Annotated in this window: 12 protein-coding genes and 2 pseudogenes; 10 read left to right on the top strand and 4 right to left on the bottom strand. The window is 68.0% G+C overall.

What is annotated here, in order from left to right:
* Window positions 1-108: 108 nt before the first annotated feature.
* The gene (locus L7N97_RS16335) at window positions 109-393 is read right to left on the bottom strand and encodes a hypothetical protein (RefSeq protein WP_237479359.1); all 285 of its coding nucleotides are present in this window, start codon (window positions 391-393) and stop codon (window positions 109-111) included.
* Here L7N97_RS16335 and L7N97_RS16330 point away from each other — a divergent pair.
* The 8 genes and pseudogenes from L7N97_RS16330 to L7N97_RS16295 all read left to right on the top strand — a co-directional run bounded on the left by L7N97_RS16330 (window position 388) and on the right by L7N97_RS16295 (window position 8,892).
* Window positions 388-672: a P-loop NTPase family protein gene (locus tag L7N97_RS16330; protein WP_305069275.1), complete on the top strand. Its 285-nt coding sequence runs from the start codon at window positions 388-390 to the stop codon at window positions 670-672. The genes L7N97_RS16335 and L7N97_RS16330 overlap by 6 nt on opposite strands.
* A gap of 150 nt (window positions 673-822) precedes the next feature.
* Entirely contained in the window at window positions 823-1,602 is a 780-nt protein-coding gene (locus L7N97_RS16325) for a bestrophin-like domain (RefSeq protein WP_237479358.1), read from the top strand.
* Window positions 1,603-1,822: 220 nt separating this feature from the next.
* Window positions 1,823-2,824 carry a mechanosensitive ion channel family protein gene (locus L7N97_RS16320; protein WP_237479357.1) on the top strand — a complete coding sequence of 334 codons (1,002 nt, stop codon included), beginning with the start codon at window positions 1,823-1,825 and terminating at the stop codon, window positions 2,822-2,824.
* Between the two features lie 20 nt (window positions 2,825-2,844).
* Window positions 2,845-3,192 (top strand): annotated as a pseudogene (locus tag L7N97_RS16315) (DUF2254 family protein); the annotation flags it as partial.
* A 75-nt stretch (window positions 3,193-3,267) separates the two neighbouring features.
* Window positions 3,268-4,400 (top strand): annotated as a pseudogene (locus L7N97_RS16310) (IS5 family transposase).
* A gap of 165 nt (window positions 4,401-4,565) precedes the next feature.
* A complete protein-coding gene (locus tag L7N97_RS16305) occupies window positions 4,566-5,510 on the top strand; it encodes a DUF2254 domain-containing protein (RefSeq protein ID WP_309242868.1) in 945 nt (314 codons plus the stop codon).
* A 51-nt stretch (window positions 5,511-5,561) separates the two neighbouring features.
* Window positions 5,562-6,812: a cation:proton antiporter gene (locus L7N97_RS16300; protein ID WP_237482273.1), complete on the top strand. Its 1,251-nt coding sequence runs from the start codon at window positions 5,562-5,564 to the stop codon at window positions 6,810-6,812.
* 184 nt (window positions 6,813-6,996) lie between these two features.
* Window positions 6,997-8,892 carry a potassium transporter Kup gene (locus L7N97_RS16295; RefSeq protein ID WP_428981059.1) on the top strand — a complete coding sequence of 632 codons (1,896 nt, stop codon included), beginning with the start codon at window positions 6,997-6,999 and terminating at the stop codon, window positions 8,890-8,892.
* Between the two features lie 154 nt (window positions 8,893-9,046).
* Here L7N97_RS16295 and L7N97_RS16290 read toward each other — a convergent pair whose 3' ends face one another.
* The 3 genes from L7N97_RS16290 to L7N97_RS30310 all read right to left on the bottom strand — a co-directional run bounded on the left by L7N97_RS16290 (window position 9,047) and on the right by L7N97_RS30310 (window position 10,449).
* Window positions 9,047-9,292 carry a helix-turn-helix domain-containing protein gene (locus L7N97_RS16290; protein ID WP_237479355.1) on the bottom strand — a complete coding sequence of 82 codons (246 nt, stop codon included), beginning with the start codon at window positions 9,290-9,292 and terminating at the stop codon, window positions 9,047-9,049.
* Window positions 9,293-9,384: 92 nt separating this feature from the next.
* Window positions 9,385-9,939: a fasciclin domain-containing protein gene (locus L7N97_RS16285; protein WP_237482271.1), complete on the bottom strand. Its 555-nt coding sequence runs from the start codon at window positions 9,937-9,939 to the stop codon at window positions 9,385-9,387.
* 312 nt (window positions 9,940-10,251) lie between these two features.
* Window positions 10,252-10,449 carry a hypothetical protein gene (locus tag L7N97_RS30310; RefSeq protein ID WP_309242875.1) on the bottom strand — a complete coding sequence of 66 codons (198 nt, stop codon included), beginning with the start codon at window positions 10,447-10,449 and terminating at the stop codon, window positions 10,252-10,254.
* 111 nt (window positions 10,450-10,560) lie between these two features.
* Here L7N97_RS30310 and L7N97_RS30305 point away from each other — a divergent pair, with 111 nt between their 5' ends.
* Together L7N97_RS30305 and L7N97_RS16275 are read left to right on the top strand one after the other, a co-directional pair.
* On the top strand, window positions 10,561-10,695 hold the full coding sequence (locus tag L7N97_RS30305) for a BA14K family protein (protein WP_309242867.1): 135 nt from the start codon (window positions 10,561-10,563) through the stop codon (window positions 10,693-10,695).
* Between the two features lie 187 nt (window positions 10,696-10,882).
* A complete protein-coding gene (locus tag L7N97_RS16275) occupies window positions 10,883-11,077 on the top strand; it encodes a hypothetical protein (protein WP_237479354.1) in 195 nt (64 codons plus the stop codon).
* Window positions 11,078-11,304 lie beyond the last annotated feature (227 nt).

Genomic DNA, 11,304 nt, shown 5'->3' with positions numbered 1-11,304 from the left:
AGACATCCAGACCCTCGTAGAGGCATCTCCACAGACGACGACGCTTGAAACTGTCCCTCCTTGGGCGTCCCGCTTATCGCCACGGGGAAGGCGAGAACGGCAGGACCTTCACCCGACGGCCATGGCGGCCCGCGCGTAGGCCGCCTCGGTGAAGAGGAGGGGCATGTTGCCAAGCAGGCCCGGCGAGTGGCGTGCGTCGCCGGCTTCGGAGAACAGCCGGTTCGTGCCGCGGCAGGCCTCGGCGCACTCCAGCGCCCGCTTCGCCTTCTCGGGCTCGCCCAATATCTGCCACGCCTCGGCGAGCCACATGGTGCACATCAGGAACGCGCCCTCGCAGTCGCCCATCGGCTGGTCGGGCCGGCCCGGCGTCTTCTCCGGGATGAAGCGATGCACGAGGCCGTTGAGCCTGAGCACTTTGTCGACGCGCTCCACCGTGGCGCGGACCTTCGGATCGCCATCGCGCGGGCGCTTCTGAAGGACGCCCCGATCCTCGTCCTGGACGAGCCCACCGAGGGGCTCGACGCCGCCTCGGAGCGCGCCGTGCTCCTCGCCCTCGACCGCCTGATGGTGGGCCGCACGACGCTGCTGGTCACCCACCGGCCGCAGGCCCTCTGCCACGTCGACGCGGTGCTGCGCCTGGAACGCGGCGCGCGTGACGTCGTGAAAGCCTGACCGACGCGTTCGGGAGGGCGATCTCGGGGCCGCTATAGAGGTGCGCTGCCCCTGTCGGCCCCGAGACGCAGGCGAAGCCGCCGCTCGCCATATCTTGAGCGCTGTGCCAAAGCCTCGGCTTAGCCGTCCCGCGACATCCGAGGCCTCTCCGTGGTTTTCCAAGCCATCCAGGCGCTCAGCCTCGCGTCGCTGCTCGCCCTGCTGTTCGGCGCGCTCATCCTGGCCAGCGAGGTCGGCCATCGGCTCGGCGCTCGCTTCGGGCGGGGTCGACACCGCGACAAGGAGGCTGCCACGCTCGCCACCGCCGCCTTCGCGCTCCTGGCCCTGCTGATCGCTTTCACCTATTCGATGGCGCTGACGCGATACGACATGCGCCGCACCGTCGTGCTGGAACAGGCGAACGCGCTGCGCGACGCCGCGCGTGTCGCATCCCTGCTCCCGGGCGACGCCGGGCTTCCGATGCTGCACGACCTGCGACGCGAGGCCGACCTCGCCGTCGGGCTCGGCGTCCCCTACGACCCGGTCAGATTCGAAGCCGACGTAGCCGACATGGCCGACGTGTCGACCCGGCTGTGGGGACATCTCGCCGAGGCGGCGCGGGACGCGCCCGCGTTGCTCGCCGTCCACAGCATGACGTCCGTGCTGCAGTCGCTCGACGATGCCACCGAGCGGCGCGTCACGGCCCTGCGCAACCACGTCCCCATGACGGTCTATTCCATCCTGATCGGCACCGCCCTCGTCGCCATGGGTTTCGCGGGCCATGGCGCCGGCGCCGCGGAGGTGAGCCGACGCGTGTCTGCCACCATCATGGCCCTGCTGCTCGCCTGCGTGATCACCGTGACCCTGGACCTGCAGCGGCCCGATCGCGGCACGGTGGAGATTCCGGTGACGCCGCTGCTCGACGCGCGGCATGCCCTGAGCCCCCCGTGACCTCGGCCCTGGCGGTCCCGGTGGCATTCGCCAAGAGCCGCGAGGCTTTATGTAGGCACCCTCTATTGAGCCCCACCCGCCGCGCACGGCCGGACGGACGGCGCCCTCACGAACTTTCCACCGTGCCGACGGTTGAACGGCTCGGAGCGAGCCGGACGAGTGGACCTCTACCCCCCGGGTGCTGCTGCCCTCGATGCGGCGTCTCCATCGGAGACGCTGGATGCATCTGTTCGGGATCGACTGGGTCGGGGTGAACGCGGAGAACGGGCGCAAGCTCGTGCTGTCGCTCGTGTTCATCGCGGTCGTGGTGGCGGTGCGGATCGGGCTCAGGGCGCTGGTCGGCCGAGTCGCCGGGAGGTCCTTCGACGCCACGACCCAGCTCCGCTTCTGGTCGCGCCAGGGCATCAGCCTGCTCGCCGCCGTGGTGCTGGTGCTGGGCCTGCTGTCGATCTGGTTCAACGACCCGACGCGCCTCGCCACGGCTTTCGGCCTCGTGTCGGCCGGCGTCGCCTTCGCGCTGCAGCAGGTCATAACCTCGCTGGCCGGCTACCTCGTGATCCTGCGCGGCAACACCTTCACGGTCGGCGACCGGATCTCGATGGGCGGCGTGCGCGGCGACGTGATGCGGCTCGGCTTCATCCAGACCACCATCATGGAGATGGGCCAGCCCCCGTCCGTGCAGGGCTCGGACCCCGCCATGTGGGTGAAAAGCCGCCAGTTCACAGGCCGCATCGTTACGGTGTCGAACAGCCAGATCTTCTCCGAGCCGGTCTACAACTACAGCCGGGACTTCCCCTTCATCTGGGAGGAGATGATGATCCCCATCACCTACCAGGCGGACCGTGCCTACGTCGAACGCACGCTGATCGAGGCGGCACGCCTCCACGCGACCGACCCCGACACCATGGCGACTGGCGCGAAGGAGCACCTCCAGCGCACCTTCGGGGTCGAGCCGATTGAACTTCATCCGCGCGTCTACTGGCGCATCACCGACAACTGGATGGAGCTGACGGTCCGGTTCATCGTCGGCACGCATCAGATCCGCGGCGCCAAGGACGCCATGACGCGCCATATCATCGGCAAGCTCGACGAGGCGGGGATCGGCATCGCCTCGGCGACCTACGACATCGTGGGGATGCCCAAGCTCCGCATCGAGCGCGGCATGCGCGTCCGCGGCTCTGAGGCGCGGGACACCTTCGATGCCGCGGACCCATCATCGTGATCGGCCGTTTCCGGGCGTGGATCGCCGACTTCGGCGGCAACACGCGCGTCCGCGCCTGGATCGAGGACCTGGGCGACCAGTTCTGGCTCCGACCGGCTCTTGTCGTGGTGCTCTGCATCGGACTCGCGCTCGTTGCCACCTGGTACGATCACGACACGGCGGGCTCCGATCCGTCGTCGGGCTCCTGGGGCTACTCGGGCGGCGGGGAAGGCGCGCGCAGCCTGTTGTCCGCCGTGGCGTCGTCGAGCATCGGTGTAGCCGGCACTATCTTCTCCATCACCATCGCGGCCCTGTCCCTCGCGTCAGGGCAGATGGGGCCCAGGCTTCTGCGCAACTTCGTGCGCGACGTGCGCAACCAAGTCGCCCTAGCAGGCCGCTGAAAAAGGCTTCGGGGTCTGGCCAGTTCGTGATTCACTCCGCCTTGCTCATGGGGGGAGTATCGAGTGCGCGGACAGGACAGCCGGAGCGGCTCGCTGTTTTCCTACGTGGACCTGGAGCAGCGGGTCCGTTCGGATCATCCCCTGCGTACGATCCGGGCTTTGGTGAACGAAGCTCTGGCGTCGCTCGACGGGCGCTTCGGCGAGATCTACTCGGAGATCGGCCGTCCCTCGATCCCGCCCGAGCAGCTGCTGCGGGCGATGCTGCTGCAGGTCTTCTATTCGGTGCGGTCCGAGCGCCAGCTGATGGAGCAGCTCGACTTCAACCTTCTGTTCCGCTGGTTCGTGGGCTTGGGCATCGACGATCCCGTGTGGGACGCCTCGACCTTCTCCAAGAACCGCGACCGCCTGCTCGACGGCAGCGTGGCGGCGGCGTTCCTGAGTGCGGTGCTGGCCATCCCGCGGGTGAAGCGGCTGCTGTCGCAGGACCACTTCAGCGTGGACGGCACGCTGATCCAGGCCTGGGCCTCGATGAAGAGCTTCAGGCCCAGGCACGGCGACACGCCGCCGAACCCGCCCGCTTCTGCCGAGCCGCCCGCGGGCGGGCGCGGTGGACGCGGTGGACGCAATGCCGAGGCGGACTTCCACGGGGAGCGCCTGAGCAACGACACGCATCGGAGCGTCACGGATCCCGAGGCGCGGCTTTACCGCAAGGGACGGGGCCGGGAAGCCGGGCTGTGCTTCATGGGGCATGCGCTGATGGAGAACCGCCATGGGCTGATCGTGGACGGCTGCGTGACCGAGGCCAACGGCCACGCCGAGCGCACCGCGGCCCTCGCCATGATCGAGAAACGCGCCGATCGGCCGGGCCGCATCACGCTCGGGGCCGACAAGGGTATGACGCCGAGGACTTCGTCAACGAGCTGCGGAGCATGAACGTCACGCCGCACATCGCCCGCAACACGGCCAAGCGCCGCTCGGCCGTCGACGGGCGCACGACGCGTCACCCCGGCTACGCCGTGAGCCAGCGCATCCGCAAGCGCATCGAGGAGGGGTTCGGCTGGGGCAAGGAGTTCGGGCTGCTGCGCCGCATCCGGATGCGCGGCCGCGAGCGGGTCGACATGGCCTTCGCCGTCTCGGCCGCGGCCTGCAACCTCATACGCCTGCCAAAGCTGCTGGCCGAACCAGCGGTGGCGTGAGGTGGCGTGACATGGGGCCCTGTCCCGTCGCGACGAGCGCCAGCCCCGTCGCGGCGGCAAAGGAGCGGACAGCAAAAAGACCGACCCTCACGCTTTCCATCGTCCACCCGCCAAAAACGACGCCGGATGAAGCTCAGGGGCTGAACGTCGACCTTTTTCAGCGACCTGCTAGGCATTTTTCTCGGCACCTTCGCCTATGCCCTGACCGTGCTACGCACGGTACGCACGGTGGACGAGGGCAAGTTCGTGCCCCATGTCGGCGTGACGGGCGCCATGGCACTGGCGCTGGTCTGCATCGGCACGCTGGTCTGGTACGTCCACCACATCGCGACATCCATCAACGTCGAGACGGTGGTGGACGTCGTCCACCAGGACCTCGTCGAGGCCATCGCGGGCAAGACGCTCGACGCCGCCGACCTCATGCCACCCGCCGACCCTGTGACTGGCGAGGCTGTGACGGTGTCGGGCAGCGGATTTCTGCAGGCCGTAGACAGCGAAATCCTGGCCGACTGGGCTCACCAGCATGGGGTGACGATTGTCCTGCGGGTGCGCCCCGGCGCCTTCGTGCCGCTCGGCGCGCCGGTCGCGACCGTGTCGGCGGCGGTCGACGAGACGCGCGACGTCTTCGACAAGGCGATGACCTTCGGCCGACGGCAGGCCGCCTTGCAGGACCTCGAATATCCGGTGCGGCAGCTCAACGAGATCGCCGTACGGGCGCTGTCGCCGGGCATCAACGATCCGTTCACGGCGGGGAGCGTGGTCGACCGCTTCGCCGATGCTTTGTGCCGCATCGCGCCCCGCCACCTGCCGCGCGGCGCCGTGGAGCGCGGCGGCCGCGTCGTGCTCATGCTCGACGTGGTGAGCTACGACGGGCTCTGCGACGGCATGTTCCACACGGTCCGGCAGAACGGCTCGGGCTCGGCCTACGTGCTGATCCGGCTCCTGGAGGTGCTCTGCCGCATCGCCGAAGTCGAGCGCCTCGTAGACCGGCGCGCCACCCTACGGCGCCACGCCGACCTCGCGATAGCGGTGGCCCGCGAGGGGGTGAGCGATCCCGCGGGCCTGATCGACTGCGAGGCGCAGTTCCGCGCCTTCGCGGACGTGCTCTGATCGTGACGGCCCATCCTTCGGCTCGTCCACGGCCCGGAACGGGGTGAGGCTCTGATGTCCATCCTCAATCTGTCTGCGATCCTCCTCACCCTGTCGGCCGTGTTCGGCTGGCTGAACCGCAAGGTCGATCTCCTGCCTCATGCCATCGGTCTCCTGCTGATGGGTGTCGCGGCCTCGCTGGTGCTCGTCGCTGTCGACGCCGTCGTGCCCGGCCACCGCGCGTCCGGGGCGCTGGGCCGAGTCCTGCACCAGATCGACTTCAGCGCCGTGGTGATGGACGGTATGCTGGCCTTCCTGATCTTCGCCGGCGCCCTCCACGTCGATGTCGGCAAGCTGCGAAGCCACGCCGTCCCGGTCGTCGTGCTGGCGATCGTCGGAACCGCGATCTCCACGGCCGTCGTCGGTTGCGGCTTCTGGGTGATCGCCCGTCAACTCGACCACCCGCTCCCGCTGATCTGGGCGCTGGTGTTCGGGGCGCTGATCAGCCCCACAGATCCCGTGGCCGTGATGAGCACGCTGAAGACGGTGAGCATTCCCGCGAAGCTGGAAGTGCAGCTCCAGGGCGAGTCGCTGTTCAACGACGGCGTCGGCATCGTGATCTTCACCGTGCTGTTGCGCTACGCCACCGGCGCGCCCGCGGCCGAGACGACGCCAACGGCCATCGCGGAGCTGCTGCTGCTCGAAGCCGGCGGCGGCCTGTTGCTCGGGACGGCGGCCGGCTATGTGGCCTACCGCGCCATGCGGGCCATCGACGATTATCCCGTCGAGGTCCTGATCACACTGGCGCTGGTCACGGCTACCTACGCGGTGGCCGAGGCGATACACGTCAGCGGCCCCCTGGCGATGGTCGCGGCGGGGCTACTCATCGGCGACCGGGGCCTGCGCTTGGCGATGAGCGACACCACGAAGAGATACGTCCTCGCGCTGTGGACGCTCATCGACGAGGTGCTGAATTCCGTGCTGTTCCTGCTGATCGGCCTGGAGGTTCTGCTCGTCGCCTTCGACCGCGGCGACGTCGCCCTGGCCCTGTTGGCCGTGCCGCTCGTGATCGCGGCGCGCGGCCTGGCGCTGGCCGTCCCCGTCGCGGTGTTCGCGCGGAGCGGGCACTTCTCGGCCCGCAACGTGCCGTTCCTGACCTGGGCTGGCGTCCGGGGCGGGATCTCGGTCGCCCTGTCCCTGGCGGTCCCGGACGGCCCGTCAAAGTCCATCATCTTGGTCGCGACCTACGCCGTGGTGCTGTTCAGCATCGCCGTGCAGGGATCCACCCTGGGATGGCTGGCGCGCCGCACCGTGGGGACGTGAGGGCGCGGGGCCGGGGCGGCGATGGTGTCGTCCGAAGGCGAAGCGCAACGATCGCGGCCATCCGGGCTGCGACGTCGCCCGCGTTGACCCCGGCCATCCGAAGTGCCTCATATCGCGAGGACCGTCGGGATCTTTGATGGACGTGGGTTTCGGTGCCGTCACCGAGGACGGACGAGGCTCGCTCATGGACGGCTCGGTTGCGGCGACGTCGACCCCCGCGGTCGCGGCACATCCCGCCCGGGCGGCGCTTCTTCTCGGGGCGTTGGGCGTCGTCTTCGGCGACATTGGGACCAGCCCGATCTATGCGTTCCGCGAGTCGTTGAAGGCCGCCGGGGACGCCTCCACCGAGGCGACCGTGCTCGGCGTCCTGTCGATGATGTTCTGGGCCATCTTCCTGATCGTCGCCGTGAAGTACGTCGTCTTCGTCATGCGGGCCGACAACGGGGGCGAGGGCGGGACGATGTCGCTGCTCTCGCTCGCCCTGCCTGTGGCAGGTCGGCTCCAGGCCGTCCTGCTCGTCGTCGGCTTGGCTGGGGCGTCGCTGTTCTTCGGCGACGCCATGATCACGCCGGCCATCTCGGTGCTGAGCGCGGTCGAGGGATTGGAGATCGTGCTCCCCTCGGTCACGCCCTACGTCGTCCCGATCGCGGCGGCGATCCTCGTCGCGCTGTTTGCGATCCAGAGGCGAGGCAGCGGTGCGGTCGGTTTCCTGTTCGGGCCGGTCATGGCGGCGTGGTTCGCCGTGCTCGCCCTCTCCGGGCTGTTCCACCTGCTGCGCCATCCGGCGGTGTTGTGGGCCCTCGATCCCCGCTACGCCGTGGCCTACGTCGGCCACGCGGGCGGCGCCACCTCGTTCCTGGTCCTCGGGTCGGTGTTCCTGGCCCTCACCGGCGGAGAGGCCCTCTACGCCGACATGGGGCATTTCGGCAGGGCCCCCATCCGCGTCAACTGGTTCGCCCTGGTCATGCCCGCCCTGGTCCTGAACTATCTCGGCCAGGGCGCCTCAGTCCTGGCCGACCCCGCCGCTGCGGCGAACCCGTTCTTCCTGCTGTTCCCGGGACGGCTCCTGATCCCGGCGCTCCTTCTCACGACCGCCGCGACCATCATCGCCAGTCAGGCCGTGCTGTCCGGCGCCTTCGCCCTCGTGCAGCAGGCGATCCAGCTCGGCGCCGTGCCGCGCCTCGAAGTGCGGCAGACGTCGGACGAGTCTGCCGGTCAGGTCTACGTGCCACAGATCAACTGGCTGCTCGCCGTCGTGGTCCTGGGTCTGGTGTTCGGCTTCCGGTCCTCCGACGCCCTGGCCAATGCCTACGGCATCGCGGTCGCGGGCGACATGCTGGCCACGACGCTCCTGGTGACCACGGTGGCCATCGGGCTGTGGCGCTGGCCCGCATCGCTCGTCTATCCGGTCGCTGGCGCTGTCCTGCTGCTCGACGTGGCCTTCGTGTCGGCGAACGTGCACAAGATACCGGCCGGGGGCTGGTTTCCCATCCTGGTCGGAACGGCGACGCTCACGGTGATGCTGGTGTGGCGAAAGGGACGGCAGGCCGTCTTGACCCGACGTGACAAGGACGCCGCCCGGCTTCCCGCCTTCATCGCCAGCCTGGGACGGCCGGATGCACCCCTGCGGATGCGGGGGACGGCCGTCTACCTGACCAAGCAGTCCGAGATCGTGCCGGCCGCGCTCGCCCTCAACGTCAGGCACAACGGCGTCGTCCATCGGCAGGTCGTCCTGCTCAAGGTCGTGACGGAGCGCGTGCCGAGGGTGCCAGACGACGGCCGCGTCGCCATCGAGTCGAGGACGGCCGGGTTCTCGATCGTGACGCTGACTTTCGGCTTTGCCGAGAAGCCCGATGCCATGTCGGCCCTGAGGGCCCATCGAGGGCAGGTCGGCTTCGACCCGGACGAGGCCTCGTTCTTCATCGGCCGGGAAACGCCCGTGCCGTCGGTGCGCCCGGACCTGTCGCCGTGGCAGGAGGCGCTGTTCGGGTTCCTGACGCACAACTCGGCGACCGCCTCGGACTATTTCCTCATCCCGGCGCCCCGTGTGGTCGAGATGGGGACGCGCATCGAGCTTTGACCCGAGGCCTGGGTGCTCGCATCGCGAGGTGAACGACGTCGGGACACTCTGGTGTATGCGCGCCGGTGGGTGTCTCTTCAGCTCTCGGACAGGCCGATCTTAACTGACGGCCAGCCAAGCTTACAGAACAGCCGCGCATGGCGTCGGCCGTCGATCAGGCGGGGGCGAACGTGCCGGTCAGGCGCACGGCCGGCTCGCTGCCGACTGGCAGGAACTCGATGCCCTGCCGCTTCAAGTAGTCCTGGATCTGCTGCGCCCGGGCGAGCGTGACGGGGCACTCGCCGTCGCTCGCTTCAGCGATCTTGACCGTCAGGGACGGGATGTGCAGGCGCTCGGCGAGCTTGGACCGCGGAAGGCCCAACAGGACGCGGGCCTCCCTGAGCTGTTTGCCGGTCAGCATAGTGATGTCCATTCGCCTTTGAAAGAACGGAGCGACGCGCCAGGTCACCTTGCGGCAGCCCGGCGCGTCCAGGTCTCAGCTAGACCGCGACGTCACTTCGGCATCAGCACGCTGTCGATGACGTGCACGACGCCGTTCGACTGGTACACGTCCGGCGTCTCGACAAAGGCGCCGCCGCCCTTCTCGTCGATGAGGGCGATCCTGTCGCCGTCCATCTTGGCCGTCAACGTGCCGCCCTCGACCGTCTTCATGTTGTAGGTGCCGCCGCCCGCCTTGATGTCCTTGGCGAGTTCGGCCGCGTCCACCTTGCCTGCCACAACGTGGTAGGTCAGCACCTTCTTTAGGTCGGCCTTCATGTCGGGCTTCATCAGCGCCTCGACCGTGGCCTTGGGCAGCTTGTCAAAGGCCGCGTTGGTGGGCGCGAACACCGTGAACGGGCCGGGGCCCTCCAGCGTGTCGACGAGCCCGGCTTCCTTCACGGCGGCGACCAGCGTGGTCAGGTTCTTCGCCTGCGAGGCGTTCTGGACGATGTTCTTGCTGGCCATCATCGGCGCGCCGCCCACCATCGGATCGGCCGCGTAGGCCACCGACGCCGTCCCCATCGCGAGGGCGGTGGCGAGGGTCAGGGCGCGCAGGCCCTTGGTCATCGTCGTCATGCTTTGCTCCTGTCAAACTCAGCACCGACGCGAGCGTCGTGTGCGAGAGAGGCAGGAGTTACGCATTTCATCCGAAAGAGTTTCGAGGATGGATGAATGTTAATCGTTCTGCTCCGCGCTGCTGGGCGCCCCCGAGATAGTTCTATCTTGAGCATCGGATCAGGCATGGAACGATCTTCAGTGATGTCGCGTCGAGACGCGGAACATGCCTGACCGACCATTCGCTGGTTAGCTGGCCACATCAGGAGGATGACGATTTTGCGAAAGCTCACTTTGACGGCGCTCGCCGCTTCGTTCCTGTCTTTATCGATGGCTGCGCCAGCCTCCGCGCTCCCGATCGACACAGCCCCAAGGACCATGCCCATGTCGCTTATGCATGCTGGGACCGTGCAGGACGTCGCTTTTCGGCACTTCGGCGCCTTCCACGGCGGCGGCTTCCATCGCGGCTTCGGCGGATTCCACCACCGAGGCTTCGGCTTCCACCGAGGCTTCGGCTTCCATCGCGGTTTTGGTCGTCCCCGTTTTTATGGTGGGCGTGGGGTCTACGGTCGTCGCTTCGGGTACGGCGGCTACGGTGTTGGCGCCGGAGTCGCGGGTCTCGCGGCCGGTGCGATCATCGGGGGGGCTGTAGCGTCGGCGGCACGGGCCAATAGTTCAGTCGCATATTGTGAGCGTCGATTCAGGTCATACAATCCGGCGACAGGGACATATCTGGGCTATGACGGGCTACGCCATCGATGCTCGTGATGCCGAGGTCATGCGAACGCACATAGCCCATTCCAACCTGAGGCGTCCGAGCAAGGGCGACTTCAATCCCGTCGCTGAAAGGAGCACTGAATCATGAACATCAGGATCGCTATGGTCGCTGCTCTGACCATACCGTTGATGGTCCCTGCCACGACCTGGGCGCAGGGCATCGTGGGCGGCGCACAGAATGGCGCTGCTGCTGGACGTAACGCGGCTGGGCCGGTTGGCGGCGTCGTCGGCGGTGTCGTCGGTGGCGCAGTCGGTGGTGTCGTCGGCGGCGCGCGCGGCGTGCTCGGGTTGCCTCGCCGGCACCACCTTCCGGGCTACCATCATCGTCGGTATCGTCATCATCGCTGACGATGTGAACACATCCTCGGGATGATCGCCGGATCGGAGGAGTACACATGCGTATTGGCCTTCTCCGATCGCCTCCTACCGTGGTTCAGCAATCGGTGAACGCGACGGACCTTGGCGTGAGGTCGGGCACGAGGCAGAGCGCCTCGCGCGAGAGCATGACCTCATGCCTGCGACCCGGGATCGCGGGCTTCAGAAGCCAGCAACTCTAAACTCGGCGCGGGCTCTGTATACGATGCATGGCCCGCGTCTCGA

It is taken from the genome of Lichenibacterium dinghuense (assembly GCF_021730615.1).
GTDB lineage: Bacteria > Pseudomonadota > Alphaproteobacteria > Rhizobiales > Beijerinckiaceae > Lichenihabitans > Lichenihabitans dinghuensis.
The sequence above is the reverse complement of the archived record's forward strand: the minus strand, read 5'-3'. Positions and strand labels throughout refer to the sequence as shown.